The following is an 18,793-nucleotide window of genomic DNA, read 5'->3' on the forward strand; positions in this document are numbered from 1 at the left end:
GGCCGGGCGGGCGCGCCGTCAGCCCGGCTGGGCTGCACCCGGCGCGGGGGCCGCGGGGGCCGCTGCGTCCTTGTAGACACGGCAGAGCATCATCGGTTCATCCAGGTTGGAGGTGACGGGGCGGCAGTCGTCCATGTCGGCCCGCAGGCCGTAGCGCGGCAGGATGCTGCTGGCGGTCCAGGTCTCCCAGTGCGCGACCAGCAGGTAGAAGTCGCCCTGGTGCGCGGCGATGCGCTCGGCCATGCGGCGGTTCAGCAGGATGTCGCCGTGGTCGGGGTGGATGAAATAGCTCTGGAGGCGCAGGAAGGGCACCTGCGGCGGGAACCCGTAGCTGAGGAAACTGGTCGGGGCATAGCCGGCCTGGAGCACGATGGTGTCGTCGGGGTGCGGCAGGTCCGGGGCCTGCACCTCCACGAAGCGGTCGGTCCAGGCGATGCGGCTCCAGTTGCCCGGCCGCGCCGTCACCGTCACCAGCACCAGCAGCGCCGCCGCCAGCGCGGCCCGCGCCCGTGGCGGCACCGGCCACAGCGCAACCGCCGCCACGATCAGCACCGGCGCCAGCATCTCCAGCGGCACCAGATAGCGGTAGATGCCGAACAGCTTCAGCCAGACCAGATAGCCCAGCGCTGCCGCGACCAGCAGATAGGAGGCGGCCCAGGGCACGCCCGCCCGCGCCGCGCCGCCCGCCCCGGCCCGGCCGGCCCGCGCCGCGAGCGCCCGGCCCGCCAGCAGCAGCCCGGTCAGCGGCAGCAGCACATAGGCGACGGGGATGCGCAGGTCGCGGAACAGGATCTCTCCCACCTCCTCGGGATCGGCGACCCAGAGGAAGGGAAAGGCCAGCGCCTCGGCCGCCGATTTCGGCACGAACTTGTCGTCGCGGTAGGGCTCGGCCACGCCCCAGGGCGACTGGAAGATGTCGTTGAAATAGGGGAACAGCGGGTTCCGGTACTCGGTCCAGAGATGCAGCATCCAGTGCCCGGAGAACAGCGCCATCCCCGCCAGCACGCCCAGCCCGAAGACGAAGGACAGCAGGAACCGGCGCGGGAAGCTCCGCAGCCACGGCCCCTCGGCCACGAACAGGAAGGCGAAGCAGAGCCCGACCGCGAAGGGCAGCGTCGGCTGCTTCAGCCCGACGGCGCTGCCGACCAGGAAGCCGGCCGCCGCCACCAGGGCGAAGGCGCGGGCCCCGGACGCCCCGAACAGGGTGCCGGGGCCGGCCGCGACGATCCAGGCCGAGCCCAGCACCAGCAGGCTGATGACATTGTCGTAGAAGGTGGTGCCGATCAGCCCCACCTGCCCGCCGCCCAGAAACCCGGCCAGCGCCACCAGCCCCGCGGCCAGCGCCCGCGCCCGGCCGCCGGTGGCGGGAAAGGCCGCGGCCAGCACGGTCCAGGCAAGGCCGGCCAGCGGCACCAGGTTCAGCCCCTGCACCGCCCCCATGATGAAACCGACGACCCGCGCCGGCAGCGCCTGCGCCAGCCAGAAGAAGGGCAGGTCCAGGGTGGGGTTGTAGAAGGTGGCCACCTGCGCCGGGGCGACGTCCATGTCGCCCCGCCCGGTCATGAACGCATAGGCGTTGTACCAGTGGTAGTTCCGCAGATCCCAGTTGGAGTCCTGCCCCAGCCAGAGGGACAGGGTGCCGCCCAGGAGCGGCCCCAGGACGAGGAGCAGAAGCAGGCCGCCGCGCTGGGCGGCGAGATCGGATCGGCTGGGCATGGGGCTGACGCTGCTGGGGGTCCGCACGGGTGGTATCCGCCCGGAACGTCCGGATCAAGGCCCCGGTTCGGCGGAATTCGGGCAGGCACGCGGAATCGCCGGCCGGCAGCCCGTACAGGCGGGGATCAGACCCGGCCGGGCGCCAGCCCCAGCGCCGTCACCGCCCGCACGTCGGTCAGGTCGGCGCCGGTCAGGTCGGCGCCGACGAAGCTCGCCTCCGACAGGTCGGACCCGGCCAGCTTGGCATCCTGGAGCCGGGCATCCGTCAGGGTGGCGCCGGTCAGGACCGACTGGATCATGACGCAGCGGCGCAGGTCGGCCCCGGTCAGGTCCGCCTCGTCCAGGCGGATGCGGGTCAGGTTCGCGCTCCACAGCCGGCCGCTGCTGCTCTGGATGTGGACCGGCCCGATCTCCGCCTGCCGCAGCACGGCGCCCGTGGCGGTCGCCCGTTCCAGCGTGGCGCCGCGCAGGTCCGCCCCGGTCAGGTCGGCGCCGCGCAGGTCCGCCAGCGACAGGTCGGCCATGGCGAGCGACGCCCCGGCGAGGCTGGCCTTCCCCAGGCAGGCACAGTGCAGCAGAGCGGCGGACAGGTTGCTGCCGGACAGGTCGTAGCCGGAGAGGTCCAGGCCGGAGAAGTCGGCCCGCGCGCCTTCCTTCCCGCCGCTGTCCACCCAGGCCGCGTGCGAGGCGAGCGCCCCCGCCACGTCCAGCCCGATCTCGTCGGGCGTGCGGGCCAGGATGGCATCGTCCAGGTTGGCCGACCGCCGCGTCATCTCATCCATGATGACGCCCAGCATGATGGTGTTGGTGAAGCGGGTCTGGTTCAGCTCCGCCCCGGTCAGGACCGCCCCCGACAGCTTGGCGCCGCTGAGATTGGCTTCCCGCAGGTCGGCGCCCTGGAGATCGCAGCCGGTGAGGTTGGAGTTGGACAGGTTGGCGCGCACGAACTTGGTGCCGCGCATCACCGCGTCCGTCAGGTCCGTCTGGATGACGAAGGCGTTGGACACCCGCGCCCGCGACAGGTCCGCGGCCCGGACCGTCGCCACCGACAGTTCGGAATGGACGGGGACCGCCTCGAACTCGTGCATGGCGATGTCGCCGTTCTTGCGCACATGCATGATGGTGCCGTCGCGCAGGTCGCTCTCGACCAGCACGGCCTCGCTCAGCACCGCGCCGCGCAGGCAGGCGCCGCGCATGTCCGCCCGGCGCAGGTCCGCCCGCTCCATCTGGGCGAGGCGCAGATCGGCGGCGTAGAGATTGGCGCCCGTCAGCACCGCCCCCGTGAGGCGCGTGCTGAACAGCTTCGCCCCCGACAGGTCGGCATCGCTGAGGTCGAAGCCGGAGAGGTCCAGATGCGACAGGTCCCGCAGCTTCAGGTTGGCGCGCACCCCGCCGGGCATCCGGCGCAGGAACGCCGTGTGCTTGCCGATGATGGCCTGCAACTCGGCCGGGCTGATCCGAACCCGCTCCGACCCGCCGTCCAGGCCAGCCTCAACCCCCATTGCGCCGCCCCCACGTGCCCACACGAGACGATCACGCCCCCGCGGTCCTGCACGCGCGGACCGGGACGCATACCCGACCGGGTGCCCCGGCACCCCGCCTGGACCCAGCCATACCAGGAGAGTTATAATAACCCCTTATCGATGCCCTCTGGATAAATTTTCCGCGAACGCGGCCTTGCGTCCCGGTCGGGTAGGGCCGGACGCCGCAGGGCAGCCTTTGTTGACAGGCGCCCTCGCCGGGGCTAAACAACGGTAACCGTCCAGGGGATGACCCCACGCGCCACGGCGCGCCGCCAGTCCGCGAGTTTCGCGCACTGGCGCTTTTCCGTTTGGCACTTCCGTATCCGGGCGAGCCCGGATGCAGCGGCGCCGGAAGGCAAGGCTGGAATGCAAGGCGAGGCTGGAAGGCTCCGTGGGGGAGCGCACCGTGGACGGGACGGTGCTTCGAAGGGATCGGGTGCATGTTCGAAGGATTGACCGGACGGCTTGGCGACATCTTCGACCGCCTGCGCAGGCGCGGGGCGTTGTCGGAGGAGGATGTCGGCGCCGCCCTGCGCGAGGTCCGCATCGCGCTGCTGGAGGCCGACGTGGCCCTGCCGGCGGTCAAGGCCTTCGTCGCCGGCGTCAAGGAGAAGGCGGTCGGGCAGGAGGTGCTGCGCGGCATCAACCCCGGCCACATGGTCATCAAGATCGTCCACGACCATCTGGTCGAGCTGCTGGGCGAGACGTCGGAGGAGATCAACCTCTCCGCCACCCCGCCGGTGCCGGTGCTGATGCTGGGCCTCCAGGGCTCGGGCAAGACGACGACCTCGGCCAAGATCGCCCTGCGCCTGAAGACGCGGGAGAAGAAGAAGGTCCTGCTGGCCTCGCTGGACACCCGGCGCCCGGCCGCGCAGGAACAGCTCAAGGTGCTGGCCGATCAGGTCGGTGTCGCCAGCCTGCCGATCATCCCCGGCCAGACGCCGGTGCAGATCGCCCGCCGCGCCATGGAGACGGGCCGGCTGGAAGGCTTCGACGTCGTCATGCTGGACACCGCCGGCCGGCTCGCCATCGACGACGAGCTGATGGCCGAGGTGGTGGAGATCCGCGACGCCACGAAGCCGGTGGAAAGCCTGCTGGTGGTGGACGCCATGACCGGCCAGGACGCCGTCACCGTCGCCACCAACTTCAACGAGCGGGTCGGCATCACCGGCATCGTGATGACCCGCATCGACGGCGACGCCCGCGGCGGCGCCGCGCTGTCCATGCGCTACGTCACCGGCAAGCCGATCAAGCTGCTGGGCGTGGGCGAGAAGGTGGACGCGCTGGAGTCCTTCCACCCCGACCGCATCGCCGGCCGCATCCTGGGCATGGGCGACGTCGTCAGCCTGGTCGAGAAGGCGGCCGAGACGATCGACCGCGAGGAAGCGGAGAAGCTCGCCCGCAAGATGGAGAAGGGCGGCTTCGACCTCGACGACATGCTGTCCCACCTGCACCAGATCAAGCGGATGGGCGGCATGGGCGGCATGCTGGGCCTGCTCCCCGGCCTGGGCAAGGTCAAGGAGCAGATCAAGAACGCCAACCTGGACGAGACCGTGCTGAAGCGGCAGGAGGCGATCATCCTGTCGATGACCAAGCAGGAGCGGAAGAAGCCCGACGTGCTGAACGCCTCGCGCCGCCGCCGCATCGCGCAGGGCTCCGGCACCACCGTCGCGGACGTGAACCGGCTGATCAAGCAGTACCAGGACATGTCCGAGATGATGAAGAAGATGAAGAAGCTGGGCCGCAAGGGCCTGATGCGGCAGGGCCTCTCGGCGCTGCTGCCGAAGGGCCGGCACTGATCCCATGGACTGCGCCCCCCTCCCCGCCCCGGCCGCACAGCAGGGCCCTGCGCACCGTCCCATCGGGACGGACCGGCTGGTGCTCCGCCCGCTGACGGTGGACGACGCCGAAGACCTGTTCCCGGTCTTCAGCGACGGGGAGAGCATGCGCTTCTGGTCCTGCCTGCCCCACCGCGCCCCGCGGGAGACGCGCACCATGCTGGACGGCATGCTGGCGCGCGACGACGGCAGCTCGCGCATGTGGGCGGTCACGCTGGACGGGGGCCGCTGCCTGGGCTGGACCTCGCTCTACGGCGCCGACGGCCGGCTGGTCTGGCTGGGCTATATCCTGGCGCCGGAGGCGCGCGGCCGCGGCCTCGCCACGGAGGCGGTGGCGGCGACCCTGCGCTACGCCTTCGAGGAGTGGGACATGCACCGGATCGAGGCGAACCTCGATCCCCGCAACGACCGCTCGGCCCGCCTGCTGGAACGGCTGGGTTTCTGCCGTGAAGGCGTGCGCCGGGAGGATTTCCTGATCGGCGACCGCTACCACGACACCCTGATCTACGGCCTGCTGGCCGCCGAATGGCGCCAGAGCCGGGTGCCGGCGTGAGGGAGACGACGACCATGCTCGACCATGTCTCGATCCCCGTCGCCGACCTCGGGCGCGCGATCCGGTTCTACGATCCGGTGCTCGGGGCACTCGGCTACCGGCGACAGATGGAATCCCCCCAGGGTGTGGGGTACGGCCAGGCGGGCAAGCCCTGGTTCTGGATCGGCCGGCCGTCGGACTTCGGCGGCTGCATCGGTCCGCTGACCGGCTTCCACCTGGCCTTCGCAGCCCCGGACCGCGCCGCGGTCGATGCTTTCCACGCCGCGGCCCTGGCCGCCGGCGGGCGCGACAACGGCGGGCCCGGCCTGCGGCTGCATTACCACCCGTCCTACTACGCCGCCTTTGTGTTCGACCCGGACGGACACAGGATCGAAGCGGTTTGTCATCGTCCGGAACCTGCCTCTGAAGGAAACTGAGTCCCATGTCCGTCAAGATCCGCCTGTCCCGCGGCGGCGCCAAGAAGCGCCCGTTCTACTCCATCGTCGTCGCCAACAGCCGCGCCCCGCGCGACGGCGATTTCATCGAGAAGGTCGGCACCTACAACCCGATGGTCCCGCACGACCATCCGGAGCGCGTGGTGCTCCAGGAAGACCGGATCAAGGAGTGGCTGGCCAAGGGTGCCCAGCCGACCGACCGCGTCGCCCGCTTCCTGGGCAAGGCGAACCTGATCCCGATGCCCGCCCTGCGGGAGACCCCGAAGAAGTCCGCTCCGAAGGCGAAGGCCCAGGAGCGCGCGAAGGCCGCCGGCTGATCCAGCCGACCCTTTCCGGGCCGACGGCCCGGCGGGACGTGGGACCGGGGGAGGGCGGCACGGGCCGCCCTCCCCGCCCCGCCGGCCGGGGCCGTGCCGCGCCGTGCCCAGACGGAATTCTGATCCATGACCACCCGCATCGTCGTCGCCCAGATCCTCGGCGCCCATGGCGTCCACGGCCGGGTGAAGCTGAAGAGCTTCACCGCGGACGAGACGGCCGTGTTCGGCTATGCCCCGCTGACGGACGAGTCCGGACGGCGGGAGTTCAAGCTGCGCCGCACCGGCACCGGCAAGGACCACTTCCTGGCGGAAGTGGACGGCATCACCGGCAAGGAGGCCGCCGACGCCCTGCGCGGCACCCGCCTCTACATTGAGCGTGACCGCCTGCCCGCGCCGGAGGACGAGGACGAGTTCTACCATGCCGACCTGATCGGCCTGGACACCGTGACCGCCGACGACCAGCCCTTCGGCACCATCAAGGCGATCTACGACTTCGGCGCCGGCGACATGCTGGAGATCCGGCACGTCTCCGAGAAGACGGTCTTCCTGCCCTTCACGAAGGCCTGCGTGCCCGTGATCGAGATCGCGGCCGGCCGCGTCGTGGTCGAACCGCCGGCCAACTTCTTCGCCCCGGCCGGGCCGCAGCCCGCGGAGGGCGAGGAGATGCCCGACGGCGCCCTGGAGGCGCTGGAGGGCGAAGAGGCGGGCGCAGGGACGGCGCCGCAGCCGTGACCAGCGATCCGCCGCCCCCGGCCGTCCCGATGGCGCCCTGGCGGGTGACCGTGCTGACCCTGTTCCCGGAGATGTTCCCCGGGCCGCTGGGCCACAGCCTCGCGGGGAAGGCGCTGGAAAACGGCATCTGGTCGCTGGAAACGGTGGACATCCGTGCCTTCGCGCGCGATAAGCATCGCTCCGTGGACGACACCCCGTTCGGCGGCGGCCCCGGCATGGTCATGCGGCCCGACGTCCTGGACGCGGCGCTGACCGACATCCGGGAACGGCGCCTCCGGTCGCTGTCCGGCACCCCTGTCGAGGGGGCTGCCGGGGAGCAGGGCCAGGGGGAGACGGGTCTGGAGTTACGGGGCCCGGAAGAACGGGGCCCGGAAGAACGGGGCCGGTCGATCTACCTCAGCCCACGCGGCCGTGTGCTGACCCAGGACATGGTGCGGGACCTTGCCCGCGCTCCCTGGGTGACACTGTTGTGCGGCCGCTACGAGGGGGTGGACGAGCGCGTCCTGGAGGAACATTCCCTGGAGGAGGTCTCCCTGGGGGATTTCGTGCTGTCCGGCGGCGAGCCGGCGGCGCTCTGCCTGATCGACGCCGTGGTCCGGCTGCTGCCGGGGGTCATGGGCAACGTCGAGACGGCGGGGGAAGAGAGCTTCGAGCGGGGACTCCTGGAGTACCCGCACTATACGCGGCCCGCTCTCTGGAAGGGTCGTGTGGTGCCGGAGGTTCTGCTTTCCGGTCACCATGAGAAGGTCCGGGCCTGGCGGCTGGACCAGGCGGAGAGGATCACGGCGGAGCGACGCCCCGACCTGTGGTCCAGCTACCTGGACAGCCGACCGGCCCCAAAGGTGAAACAACGCCGACACCGGAAACGGGAAGCGGCACAGCCAACCAATGTCGCCGACCACCAGGAGCGTGGCGCCGACAGCATCGAAGGATAGAGTGCGATGAACATCCTCCAGCAGCTTGAGCAGGAGCAGGTCGCCAAGCTCACCGCCGGCAAGACCATTCCGGCCTTCTCCCCGGGCGACACCGTCCGCGTGAACGTGAAGGTCGTCGAAGGCACCCGCGAGCGCGTGCAGGCCTATGAGGGCGTCGTGATCGCCCGCAAGAATGCCGGCCTGAACAGCTCCTTCACCGTCCGCAAGATCTCCTACGGCGAAGGCGTGGAGCGCGTGTTCCCGCTGTACAGCCCGCGCATCGACTCCGTCGAGCTGGTCCGCAAGGGCGATGTCCGCCGCGCCAAGCTCTATTACCTGCGCGGCCGCACCGGCAAGTCCGCCCGCATCGCCGAGCGCACCACCGGCCACGGCATCACCAAGAAGGACACCGGCAGCGAGGGCTGATCCCTCCCCGTTCCTTCCGGGACCGAGAATCGGAACGCCCGCCGGGACCCATCCCGGCGGGCGTTTCCGCATTCCGGTCCCGCTTTCCGCTTTACATCCGACATCGGATGTAATTCAATGGACCTCCCTTTCCGCCGGAGCCCGCACGCCATGGATCACGCTCTCTTCCGCTGACCGCCTTCCCGCGATCCCGGACGGAGCCTGTCCATGCCTGCCCCCGGCCCTGTGGCCGCCCGCCTCGTGGCGGAACATGTCGATTTCGCCTTCTCCCCCGACCGCCCCCTTTTCAGCGGCCTGTCCCTCAGCCTCGGTGCGGAGCGCGTCGGGCTCGTCGGCGCTAACGGGACGGGCAAGAGCACGCTGCTGCGCCTGTTGCGGGGTGAGCTGCGGCCCACGGCCGGCGGCATCGGCCGGCATGGCCGGTTACTGTACCTGGCCCAGCGGCCCGATCCCGACGCTACCGTGGCGGAGGCGCTGGGCGTCGCCGGACGGCTGGCCGCCCTGTCCCGGATCGAGGCCGGCGGAACGGACCCGGCCGACTTCGAAACGGTCGGCACGGACGGCTGGGACCTGCCGTCGCGGATGCGGGAGGCGCTGACCCGGGCCGGGGTGCCCGGCCTGGAGGCGGGGCGCCGCCTCGGCAGCCTGAGCGGCGGACAGGCGACGCGGGTGCGGCTGGCCCGGATCGGGCTGGAAGCGCCGGACCTGCTGCTCCTGGACGAACCGAGCAACGACCTGGACGCCGACGGCCGCTCGGCGCTGTACGATCTGGTGCGCGGCTGGTCGGGCGGTCTTCTGGTGGTCAGCCATGACCGGACCCTGCTGGCGCTGATGGACCGTATCCTGGAGCTGTCGTCCCTGGGGCTGCGCAGCTATGGCGGCAATCACGCCGCCTACCGGGCGGCCAAGGCGGCGGAGGTCGCGGTGGCCGAGCGGCGCCTGTCCGATGCGGAGAAGGAGGCGGGGCGGACCGCCCGCGCGGCCCAGGAGGCGCGGGAGCGCGCCGCCCGCCGCGCCCGGACCGGAAAGGCCCGGGCGGACGGTTCCCAGGCGCCGATGGAACTGGCGAAGATGCGCCGGGACGCCGATGCCAGCCACAGCCGACGCCAGCGTCTGGCCGACCGTCAGGCGGCCGACACGGCGGAGGCGCTGGACGCCGCCCGGGCGGATCTGGAGCGCCGCCGGACGCTGGCCTTGACCCTGCCCCCCACCGGCCTGCCGGCGGGCAAGCTGGTGCTGCGGCTGGAGGAGGTCCGGGCCGGCTGGAGCGGCCGGCCGGTGCTGCGGGGCGTGTCGCTGACCCTGACGGGGCCGGAGCGGGTGGCGGTGACCGGCCCCAACGGCGCCGGCAAGAGCACGCTGCTGGCCGTGGCCGCCGGCCGGCTGTCACCGCAGGGGGGAACGGTGCAGCGGGGCGTGGCGGACATCGCCCTGCTGGACCAGCGGCTCGGCGACCTGCGCAGCGGGGAGACCGTGTTGCAGGCGTTCCGCCGCCTGAACCCGGACCTGACGGAGCACGAGGCCCGGGCCGCGCTGGCCACGTTCCAGTTCCGGAACGATGCCGCCCTGGCGCTGGTGGAGGACCTTTCCGGCGGACAGCGGCTGCGGGCGGCGCTGGCCGCCGTGCTGGGCGCCCGTCATCCGCCGCGCCTCCTGCTGCTGGACGAGCCCACGAACCACCTGGACCTGGAGAGCCTGGACGCCCTGGAACAGGCCCTGCGCGGCTATGACGGTGCCTTGCTGGTCGTCAGCCACGACGCGGAGTTTCTGCGCGCCATCGGCACGACGCGGGAACTGCGTCTGCCGCCCCCTATTCCACCCGCAGATAGCGGGTCAGGTGCAGGTTGCGGAGATTGTCCTCCCAGCCCTTGACCCGCCGGCTGACCATGTTCTGGGTGGCGTGGTAGAAGATCGGGACGATCGGGATGTCGTCCAGCAGCAGGGCTTCGGCCTGCCGCATCAGGTCCTGCCGCGTCTCCGGGTCGCGCTCCCGCCCCGCCGCGTCCATCAGCCGGTCGAAGGCCGGGTTGGCGTAGCCGGACGGGTTCTGCCGGCCGATGTCGGAGCGGAACAGCTTCAGGAAGGTCACCGCATCGTCGAAATCCGCGACCCAGCCGTGCCGGGCCACGTCCTTGAAGGTGCGGTTGTTGCGGGTGTCGATGAAGACCTTCCATTCCTGGTTCGTCAGGACGACCTTCGCCCCCAGCTTCTGCTGCCACATGGCGGCGATGGCGATGGCGATCTTGCGGTGGTTCTCGGAGGTGTTGAAGAGGATCTCCACCTCCAGCGGCTTGCCGCCCTTGCCGTAGCCGGCGGCGGCGACCAGCCGCTGCGCCTCGGCATCGCGTTCGGCCTGGGTCCAGCCGGCATAGTCGGGCTGCGGCGCCGTGTAGCCCGCGGTCCGCGGCGGCACGAAGGTGAAGGCCGGTTCCTCCCCGCCCTTGGTCAGCAGGGTCGCCAGCGCCGTGCGATCCACCGCCAGCACCAGGGCCTTGCGCAGGTCGCGGTTCGAGGCCCAGGGCTGGCGGGTCAGGTTGAAGGCGTAGAAATAGTTGCCGAGATAAGGCGCGATGTGCAGCTCGTCCGCCATGTTGGCCTTCAGCCAGTCGAGCTGCGAGTCCGGCACGTCGTAGGTCAGGTCAAGCTCGCCGGCGCGGAAGCGGCGCAGCTCCGTCTCCCGGTTCTCCGTCGGGTAGAAGTAGACGGTATCGACGGCCACCGTGTCGGCGGCATGGAAATGCGGGTTGCGCACCAGCTTGACATGCCCCTGCGGCACCGCCTCGGCCAGCTTGTAGGCACCGCTGGACACCAGGATGCCGGGCCTGATGAAGTCCTCCCCGTGGCGCTCGTAGCTGGCCTTGGAGATGGCGCTGGTCGAGGTGTGCTGCAGCGAGGAGACGAACCAGGCGGCCGGTTCCTCCAGCGTGACGCGGAAGGTGCGGTCGTCCACCGCCTCCACCCCCAGCGCGGACGGCGGCATCCGGCCCAGATTGATGGCGCGGCCGTTCTTCACCGGCCAGAGGAAGTAGGCGTAGTCGGACAGGGTTTCCGGGTCCAGCAGCCGCCGCCAGGAAAAGGCGAAGTCCTCCGCCGTCACCGGGCTGCCGTCGGACCATCTGGCGTTCCGGCGCAGGATGAAGGTGTAGACCAGCCCGTCGTCGCTGACCGTCCAGCTTTCGGCCAGACCGGGGATCGGGTGCCCCTTGGCATCGACCGTCAACAGCCCCTCGAACAGGTCCATGGCGATCCAGCCGGCCGCCTCCCCGCGCAGGCGCTGCGGGTCCAGCGTCTCCGGCTCGGTGCCGTTGCCCCGGTGCAGCACCATCTCCGCCGCAGCCGGAGCGATGCTCCCGACCCCCAGCAGCGCCGCCACCGCCAGCCGTATCAGCCACATCAGGCGTCCCGCAGGCCGCATGCCGTCCCCTCCCCCTGTCCCGAACCGGTCCATCCCCCGACGCTAGGGGGCGGGGCCGCCTTTGTCCATAAGGGGGAGGGCATCCCGCCGGCACCAGGCGGCGGGACAACCCCACGCCCCGGACCGGGGCGCGGGGCCGGCCGGATCAGGCCTTGAGGTCGAGCCAGCGGGTCGGGTGGTTGTCCAGCAGGTCGTCGCCCCAGTTCAGCACCCGCTTGGCGACCATGTGCTGGGCCGCATAGGTGTAGATCGGGAAGACCGCGGCATCCTCCAGCGCGATGGACTCGGCTTGGCGCATCAGGGCGGCGCGCGTCTCCGGGTCCTGCGTCCGGTTCGCCTCCATCATCAGGCGGTCGTACTCCGGGTTGGCGTAGCCCGACGGGTTCTGCTTGCCGATGTCGGAACGCAGCAGTTCCAGGAAGGTGTTGGGATCGACGAAGTCGCCGATCCAGCCGTGGCGGGTGACGTCCTTGAACTTCTTCTCGTCGCGGCTGTCCAGGAAGACCTTCCACTCCTGGTTGTTGAGCGTGACCTTGATCCCCAGCTTCTGCTGCCACATGGAGGCGACGGCGATGGCCACCTTCCGGTGGTTCTCGGAGGTGTTGTAGAGCACCTCCAGGTCCAGCGGCTTGCCGCCCTTGCCGTAGCCCGCCTTCTGCATCAGCTCGCGCGCCTTGGCGTCGCGCTGTTCCTGCGTCCAGGCCGCATGGTCGGGCAGCGGCAGCGGATAGCCCTCCACCCCCGGCGGGGTGAAGGCATAGGCCGGCTGCTCGCCCTGCCGGGTGATCTTCTCGCAGATGCTGGCCCGGTCAATGGCGAGGTTGAGCGCCATGCGCAGATCGCGGTTCGACTTCCACGGCTCCTTCGTCATGTTGGGGGCGAAGAAGTAGGTGCCGAAATAGGGCGTCTCCCGGTATTCGTCGGGCAGGTTCGCCTTCACCCAGTCCGTCTGGGTCAGCGGCACCTCATAGGTGAAATCCAGCTCGCCCGAGCGGAAGCGGCGCAGTTCGGCGTCCAGATTCTCGGTCGGCAGGAACATGACCGTGTCGATCCGGACATTCTCCGCGTCCCAGTAGTGCGGATTCTTCACCAGCTTGACATGGCTCTGCGGCACCGCCTCGACCAGCATGTAGGCGCCGTTGGAGACAAGGTTGCCGGGCCGGATGAAGGTGTCGCCGTGCTGCTCCAGGTTCGCCTTGCTCAGCGCATAGGCGGCGTGGTGGTGCAGCATCTTGAGGAAGTAGGGCGTCGGCCCGCGCAGGGTGACCTGGAAGGTGTGGGTGTCGGGGGCCGCCAGCCCCACGCTGTCCATCGGCTTGCGCCCCAGCGAGGCGTCCTCGGCATTCAGCACCGGCCAGAGATAATAGGCGTACTTGGCCGCGGTGCGCGGATCGAGCAGGCGCTTCCAGGAGAACACCCAGTCCTCCGCCGTCACCGGCGTGCCGTCCGACCACCTGGCGTTCCGGCGCAGGTGGAAGGTGTAGACGGTGCCGTCCTCGCTCACCTCCCAGCGCTCGGCCGCGCCGGGGACGAGCCCGCCCTTGCCGTCGGGGATCAGCAGCCCGTCGAACAGGTCGAACTGGATGAAGCTCTCCGGCACGCCGGAGGATTTGTGCGGGTCCAGGGTCTCCGGCTCGGAGCCGTTGCCGCGGTACATCACCTTGCCGCCGGCGGTCTGGGCGATGGCGAAGCGGGGCACGACCCCCGTCATCAGGGCCACGCCGGAAGCGGCGGTGCCCCCGGCGATGCCCGCAAGTACCGAACGGCGGCTGAGGCTCTGATCCATCTCGACTGGTCTCCCTGTTCTTGTCGCGTGCTGACGGCGGAACCGCCGGGCGGTGCCAGGACCGCCCGGACGGCTCCTACGGCTTCATGGAAAGGTAGCGGGTGAGCTGAAAGCCCATCGTGTTCGGGGTCCAGCCCTGGACCTTCGGGCTGACGACGGTGCGGTAGCTGCCGGTGAACAGCGGGATGACCGGCAGGTCGGCCAGCAGCACGGCCTCCGCCTCGGCCATCCGGGCGGCGCGCCGCTCGGGATCGAGGATCAGGTTCGCCTCGTCCAGCAGCCGGTCGAAATCGGCGCTGGCATAGCCCGTGCGGTTCATCCGGCCGATGTCGCTGCGCATCAGCTTGAGGAAGGTGTAGGCGTCCGGATAGTCGCCGATCCAGCCGAGATGCGTCAGCCCGACATAGTTCTTGTCGGCCGCGGTCTGGAGCTGGACCTTGAATTCCTGGTTGTTCAGCCGCGTGTCCACGTTCAGCTTCTGCTTCCACATGCCGGCGACGGCGACCATCACCCGGCGGGAACTTTCGCTGGTGGCATGCAGGATCTCCAGCTCCGGCAGCGGCTTGCCGCCGGGGCCGTAGCCGGCCTCCTTCAGCAGCCGGCGAGCGCGCTCGTCACGCTGGGCCTGGGTCAGGGCGGCCGTCTCCGGCACCGGCGGGCGGTAGCCGGAGGTGCCGGCCGGCACGAAGCTGTAGCTGGCCTGCTCGCCCGCCCGGGTGATGCGCTCGACCAGCGCCTCGCGGTCGATGGCGAGGAAGAGCGCCTCGCGCAGCTTCGCGTTCGAGGCCCAGGGCTCCTTCGTCATGTTGAAGCCCAGATACCAGATGGAGAAGACGGGATAGAACTTCTCCACCTCCGGCATGTTCTGCCGCACCCAGTCCACCTGGGTGTAGGGGATCTGCATCACGGCATCCAGTTCGCCGGCGCGGAAGCGCCGCAGCTCGGTGTCCTGGCTGTCGGAGTGGTGGAAGTAGACGGTGTCGATCTTCACCTGGTCGGCGCTGTGGTAGTGCGGGTTCTTCACCACCTTCACATAGCTCTGCGGCTTGTAGTCCGCGAGCTGGTAGGCGCCGTTCGACACCAGCTTGCCCGGCTGCATGAAGGACTTGCCGTCGCGCTCCACGTTCGCCTTCTGCACCGGATGCGTGATGCGGTGCATCAGGGAAGCGAGGAAGTAGCCCGTCGGCCGTTCCAGCGTGACGCGGAAGGTGTGCGGGTCCACCGCCTCCACCCCCAGGGCGTCGCCCGGCATCTCGCCCTTGTTGATGGCCTCGGCGTTCTTCACCGGCCAGAGGAAATAGGCGTACTGCGAGGCCAGCGCCGGATCGAGCAGGCGCCGCCAGGAGAAGGCGAAGTCCTCCGCCGTCACCGGCGTGCCGTCCGACCATTTCGCGTCCCGGCGCAGGCGGAAGGTGTAGACCAGCCCGTCGGGGCTGATCTCCCAGGAGTCTGCCACGGCCGGCACGGGCTCGCCGTTGATGCCGATGGTGAACAGCCCCTCGAACAGGTCGTACATGATCCGACCCTCGGTCACCGTGGTGCCGAGCTGGGGGTCCATGGAGCTGGGCTCCGGACCGTTGCCCCGGTTCAGCACCACCTCGGCGGCGGCCGGCTGCCCCAGGGCGGCCCCAGCCAGGACCAGGGTCAGCGCCAGCCCGGCGCGGCGAAGGAAGTCACGCATGTCGTCTCCCGCGTTCGTCTATGCCCCTGCCCGCTTTTGCGGGCGTTGGCTCCTATGTGCGGACTCGGGGCGGCAGAGTCCAGACTGCGCATGTAACCATCCCGTTTCCCGGCGCCGGCCGTCACGGCCGGAGGGCGAGGAACCGGGTCGGATGCGCGTTCAGGGGGTTGTCGATCCAGCCCGTCACCCGCGGGCTGACCAGCCGGGCGTCGGCATAGGTGAAGACCGGGATCACGGGCTGGTCGGCCAGGACCAGCCGCTCCGCCTCGGCCAGCAGGGCACGGCGGCGGTCGGGGTCGCGCGCCTCCCCGGCCGCGTCCAGCAGGGCGTCGAAGGCGGGGTTGGCATAGGCCGAGGCGTTCTCCGGGCCGACGTCGGCGCGCAGGAACTCCAGGAAGACGTTGGGATCGGCATAGGCCCCGACATAGGAATTGCGGGCCAGATCGCGGTACGCCTTGGTCCGGCGCGAAGCCAGGAAGACCTTCCATTCCTGGTTCGTCAGGGTCGCCTGGATGCCCAGGCGCTGCTGCCACATCCCGGCCAGGGCCACGGCGATGCGGCGGTGGTTCTCCGCTGTGTTGAACATCAGCTCGACCGAGAGCGGGCGGCCGTCCGTCCCCTTGCCGCCGGGATAGCCGGCCTCGGCCAGCAGGCGCTGCGCCTCCGCCACCCGGCGCTGCATCGGCCAGCCGGCCCAGTCGGGCACCTGCGGGTCGTAGCCGGCCGCCCCCGGCGGCACGTAGGAGACGGACGGCACCTCCCCCGCCCGGGTGATCTTCTCCACGATGATGTCGCGGTCCACGGTCATGGCCAGGGCACGGCGCAGGCCGGGGCTGGACTTCCAGGGCTCGTGGGTCAGGTTGACGGAGTAGTAGTAGGTGCCGAACAGCGGCGTCGTCCGCAGGTCCTGCGGCAGGGTCTCCCGCGCCCAGGGCACCTGCCCCGGCGGCAGGGTGAAGGTGATGTCCAGTTCCCCCGCCCGGTAGCGCTTCAGCTCCGTCTCCTGGTTCTCCGTCGGGTAGAAGTAGACGGTGTCGATGGCGGTCGTCGCGGCGTCGCGGTGGTAGGGGTTGCGCTCCAGCCGGACATGGCCCTGGGGCACCTGCTCCACCAGCCGGTAGCCGCCGGAGGAGACGAGGTTGCCGGCGCGGAAGAACTCCCGCCCCAGCGCCTCCACCTTCGCCTTCGGCAGCGGCACCAGGAACGGGAAACTGAGCATGGAGACGAAGTAGGGCGTCCGCCGCGCCAGCCGGAACTCCACCGTCAGGGGATCGGGCGCCCGGATGCCGACCCGGTCCGGGTCGGTCAGCCGGCCTTCGTAGAAGTCCTTGGCATTCTCGATCACCCACAGATACTGGGCGTTGTGGGTGCCCGACGCGGGATCGACCAGCCGGCGGAAGGACCAGACCACGTCGTCGGCCGTGATCGGGCTGCCGTCGGACCAGCGTCCGTCGGGGCGCAGGTGGAAGGTGACCGTCCGCCCGTCCTCGGACTCCTCCCACCGTTCCGCAAGCCCGGGGCCGTAGCGTCCGTCCGGCCCGCGGGCGACCAGCCCCTCATACAGGTCATAGAACAGGTGCGCCTCGGGGAACCCGGTGGCGGCGTGGGGGTCGAGCGTCTCCGGATCGGCCCCGTTGCCCCGGTGCAGCACCCCCGCCGCCCCGGCCGGCGGCCCCCAGCAGAGGAGGGCTGCCAGGAGCGGCAGCAGCCGCAGGGTCTTCGCACACCATTCCATCCGCCGCTCCCCCCTTCAGCCCGCCGTCAGCCCGCGGCCGGGTCCCGCGCCCGTGCTACTTCGCAATGTCCAGATAGCGGGTGGGGTAATAGTCCCGCGGATTCGGGTTCCAGTTCAACACCCGGGGGGCGACGAGGCGGCGCCGGGTCAGGTGGTGGGTCATGATCATCGGCACGTCCCGGAGCGCCAGGGCCTCGGCCTGGGCCAGCAGGGCGAGGCGCTTCGCCGGGTCCGTCTCGACGTTGGAAAGGTCCACCAGCCGGTCGAACTCGGGATTCCGGTAGCCCGCATAGTTCTGCTTGGCGACGTCGCTGCGCAGCAGCTTGAGGAAGGTGACCGGGTCCAGATAGTCGCCGTTCCAGCCGAAGAACAGCATGTCCTTGTAGGCCTTGTCGTCCGCGGTGGAGGCGACGACGCGGCCTTCCTGGTTGTTCAGCACGGCCTCCACGCCCAGCTTCTGCTTCCACATGGCGGCGATGGCGATGGCGATGCGGCGGTTGTTCTCGTTCGTGGAGAACAGCAGCTCGGGCTTCGGCAGCGGCTTGCCGCCGGGGCCGTAGCCGGCCTCCGCGATCAGCTTCTTCGCCATCGCGTCACGCTCGGCGCTGCTCAAGGACGCCCAGTCCGGCACCGGGGAGGTGTAGCCCGGCACGCTGTCCGGCGGCACGAAGGTGAAGGCCGGACGGGTGCCGGCGCCGACCACCTTCTCGGCCAGGACCGTGGTGTCCGCCGCCAGCAGCAGGGCAAGCCGCAGCTTCGGCTCGGACTTCCACGGCTCCTTCGTCATGTTGATCCAGAACTGGTAGGTCGAGAACACCTCCGTCGGGCGGAACGCCTCGGGCAGGTTCTTCTGGGCGAACTCGTGCTGGGTCACCGGCAGGGTGTAGGTCGCGTCAAGCTCGCCGGCACGGAACTGCTTGAACTCGGTGTCGGCGCTCTCCGTCACCACATGGTAGACGGTGTCGATGCGGACCTGGGCGGCATCGTAGTAGTGCGGGTTCTTCGCCAGCTTGAAGTGCCCCTGCGGCACCGCCTCGACCAGCACATAGGGGCCGCTGGCGACCATCTTGCCGGGCTGGATGAAGGCGTCGCCGTACTGCTCGACATTGGCCTTCTTCACCACCGACATGGAGGAGTGGCTGAGCTGACCCGCGAAATAGCCGGTCGGCTCGATCAGGGTGATCCGCACGGTGCGCGGGTCAACCGCCTCGATCCCCAGGGACGAAGGCGGCTTCTCGCCGGCCGTGATCTCGCGGCCGTTCACGATCGGCCAGGCGAAGTAGGCGTAGGGCGACAGGGTCTTCGGATCGGCCAGCCGCTGGAAGGAGAAGACCACGTCCCCGGCCGTCACCGGGCTGCCGTCGGAGAACTTCGCATCCTCGCGCAGGGTGAAGGTATAGACCGTGCCGTCGGGGGAGATGTCCATGGCCGCCGCCAGCGCCAGCCGGGTCTGGCCCTTCGCGTCCAGGCTCAGCAGCCCCTCGAACATGTCGATGTCGATCCAGCCCTCCTGCACCAGATCGGAGCGGTGCGGATCGATCGTCCGCGGAGCGGAGCCGATGCCGCGGCGGATCGTGGTCTCGGCCAGGGCCGGGAGCGCCGCCGCGGTGAAGCCGGCGGTCAGGGTCACCGCCAGGGCAAGGCGGCGGAAGAACGGGGTCATGCGCGGTCGTCCTCCGATAGCTCGGGGCCGCCCCGTCCGGGCGGGACGGACGGCCGGATC

Annotated in this window: 15 protein-coding genes; 8 read left to right on the forward strand and 7 right to left on the reverse strand. The window is 70.3% G+C overall.

All coding sequences use genetic code 11. The annotated features are described in order from the left end of the window. Positions 1–18: 18 nt before the first annotated feature. Complete coding sequence (locus RC1_RS10560; protein WP_083759296.1) at positions 19–1,716, reverse strand: hypothetical protein; 1,698 nt, start codon at positions 1,714–1,716, stop codon at positions 19–21. Positions 1,717–1,841: 125 nt separating this feature from the next. After that, a complete protein-coding gene (locus tag RC1_RS10565) occupies positions 1,842–3,218 on the reverse strand; it encodes a pentapeptide repeat-containing protein (RefSeq protein WP_012567374.1) in 1,377 nt (458 codons plus the stop codon). A 461-nt stretch (positions 3,219–3,679) separates the two neighbouring features. Between RC1_RS10565 and ffh the strand changes: the two genes are divergently transcribed. From ffh to RC1_RS10605, 8 genes are all read left to right on the forward strand, one after another. Further along, positions 3,680–5,038: a signal recognition particle protein gene (gene ffh / locus RC1_RS10570; protein WP_012567376.1), complete on the forward strand. Its 1,359-nt coding sequence runs from the start codon at positions 3,680–3,682 to the stop codon at positions 5,036–5,038. A 79-nt stretch (positions 5,039–5,117) separates the two neighbouring features. Beyond that, positions 5,118–5,630 (forward strand): GNAT family N-acetyltransferase, encoded by a 513-nt coding sequence (locus RC1_RS10575; RefSeq protein WP_184446174.1) that lies wholly within the window; start codon positions 5,118–5,120, stop codon positions 5,628–5,630. A gap of 14 nt (positions 5,631–5,644) precedes the next feature. Further along, positions 5,645–6,046 (forward strand): VOC family protein, encoded by a 402-nt coding sequence (locus tag RC1_RS10580; RefSeq protein WP_012567378.1) that lies wholly within the window; start codon positions 5,645–5,647, stop codon positions 6,044–6,046. 5 nt (positions 6,047–6,051) lie between these two features. After that, complete coding sequence (gene rpsP / locus RC1_RS10585; protein WP_012567379.1) at positions 6,052–6,381, forward strand: 30S ribosomal protein S16; 330 nt, start codon at positions 6,052–6,054, stop codon at positions 6,379–6,381. A gap of 126 nt (positions 6,382–6,507) precedes the next feature. Beyond that, complete coding sequence (gene rimM / locus RC1_RS10590; protein ID WP_012567380.1) at positions 6,508–7,113, forward strand: ribosome maturation factor RimM; 606 nt, start codon at positions 6,508–6,510, stop codon at positions 7,111–7,113. Positions 7,114–7,142: 29 nt separating this feature from the next. Beyond that, complete coding sequence (trmD, locus tag RC1_RS10595) at positions 7,143–8,048, forward strand: tRNA (guanosine(37)-N1)-methyltransferase TrmD (RefSeq protein ID WP_012567381.1); 906 nt, start codon at positions 7,143–7,145, stop codon at positions 8,046–8,048. Between the two features lie 6 nt (positions 8,049–8,054). Next, positions 8,055–8,453, forward strand: a complete 399-nt coding sequence (gene rplS / locus RC1_RS10600) for a 50S ribosomal protein L19 (protein WP_012567382.1) — start codon at positions 8,055–8,057, stop codon at positions 8,451–8,453. A gap of 207 nt (positions 8,454–8,660) precedes the next feature. After that, positions 8,661–10,325 carry an ABC-F family ATP-binding cassette domain-containing protein gene (locus RC1_RS10605; protein WP_083759297.1) on the forward strand — a complete coding sequence of 555 codons (1,665 nt, stop codon included), beginning with the start codon at positions 8,661–8,663 and terminating at the stop codon, positions 10,323–10,325. On the opposite strand, the gene RC1_RS10610 is transcribed toward RC1_RS10605, so the two are convergent. The 5 genes from RC1_RS10610 to RC1_RS10630 form a co-directional block, all read right to left on the reverse strand. Continuing rightward, positions 10,264–11,868, reverse strand: coding sequence for a peptide ABC transporter substrate-binding protein (locus RC1_RS10610; protein ID WP_012567383.1), 1,605 nt, complete (start codon positions 11,866–11,868; stop codon positions 10,264–10,266). The genes RC1_RS10605 and RC1_RS10610 overlap by 62 nt on opposite strands. Before the next feature lie 145 nt (positions 11,869–12,013). Then, positions 12,014–13,654 carry a peptide ABC transporter substrate-binding protein gene (locus tag RC1_RS10615; RefSeq protein WP_012567384.1) on the reverse strand — a complete coding sequence of 547 codons (1,641 nt, stop codon included), beginning with the start codon at positions 13,652–13,654 and terminating at the stop codon, positions 12,014–12,016. Positions 13,655–13,730: 76 nt separating this feature from the next. Further along, the gene (locus RC1_RS10620; RefSeq protein ID WP_012567385.1) at positions 13,731–15,335 is read right to left on the reverse strand and encodes a peptide ABC transporter substrate-binding protein; all 1,605 of its coding nucleotides are present in this window, start codon (positions 15,333–15,335) and stop codon (positions 13,731–13,733) included. Between the two features lie 121 nt (positions 15,336–15,456). Then, positions 15,457–17,070 carry a peptide ABC transporter substrate-binding protein gene (locus RC1_RS10625; protein WP_012567386.1) on the reverse strand — a complete coding sequence of 538 codons (1,614 nt, stop codon included), beginning with the start codon at positions 17,068–17,070 and terminating at the stop codon, positions 15,457–15,459. Between the two features lie 55 nt (positions 17,071–17,125). After that, positions 17,126–18,733, reverse strand: coding sequence for a peptide ABC transporter substrate-binding protein (locus RC1_RS10630; protein ID WP_012567387.1), 1,608 nt, complete (start codon positions 18,731–18,733; stop codon positions 17,126–17,128). Positions 18,734–18,793: the final 60 nt, after the last annotated feature.

Source organism: Rhodospirillum centenum SW (assembly GCF_000016185.1).
GTDB lineage: Bacteria > Pseudomonadota > Alphaproteobacteria > Azospirillales > Azospirillaceae > Rhodocista > Rhodocista centena.

Coding starts and splice junctions, on each gene's coding strand:
- RC1_RS10560 (WP_083759296.1), bottom strand. CDS start 1,716: ATGCCCAGCCGATCCGATCTCGCCGCCCAGCGCGGCGGCCTGCTTCTG.
- RC1_RS10565 (WP_012567374.1), bottom strand. CDS start 3,218: ATGGGGGTTGAGGCTGGCCTGGACGGCGGGTCGGAGCGGGTTCGGATC.
- ffh (WP_012567376.1), top strand. CDS start 3,680: ATGTTCGAAGGATTGACCGGACGGCTTGGCGACATCTTCGACCGCCTG.
- RC1_RS10580 (WP_012567378.1), top strand. CDS start 5,645: ATGCTCGACCATGTCTCGATCCCCGTCGCCGACCTCGGGCGCGCGATC.
- rpsP (WP_012567379.1), top strand. CDS start 6,052: ATGTCCGTCAAGATCCGCCTGTCCCGCGGCGGCGCCAAGAAGCGCCCG.
- rimM (WP_012567380.1), top strand. CDS start 6,508: ATGACCACCCGCATCGTCGTCGCCCAGATCCTCGGCGCCCATGGCGTC.
- trmD (WP_012567381.1), top strand. CDS start 7,143: ATGGCGCCCTGGCGGGTGACCGTGCTGACCCTGTTCCCGGAGATGTTC.
- rplS (WP_012567382.1), top strand. CDS start 8,055: ATGAACATCCTCCAGCAGCTTGAGCAGGAGCAGGTCGCCAAGCTCACC.
- RC1_RS10605 (WP_083759297.1), top strand. CDS start 8,661: ATGCCTGCCCCCGGCCCTGTGGCCGCCCGCCTCGTGGCGGAACATGTC.
- RC1_RS10610 (WP_012567383.1), bottom strand. CDS start 11,868: ATGCGGCCTGCGGGACGCCTGATGTGGCTGATACGGCTGGCGGTGGCG.
- RC1_RS10615 (WP_012567384.1), bottom strand. CDS start 13,654: ATGGATCAGAGCCTCAGCCGCCGTTCGGTACTTGCGGGCATCGCCGGG.
- RC1_RS10620 (WP_012567385.1), bottom strand. CDS start 15,335: ATGCGTGACTTCCTTCGCCGCGCCGGGCTGGCGCTGACCCTGGTCCTG.
- RC1_RS10625 (WP_012567386.1), bottom strand. CDS start 17,070: ATGGAATGGTGTGCGAAGACCCTGCGGCTGCTGCCGCTCCTGGCAGCC.
- RC1_RS10630 (WP_012567387.1), bottom strand. CDS start 18,733: ATGACCCCGTTCTTCCGCCGCCTTGCCCTGGCGGTGACCCTGACCGCC.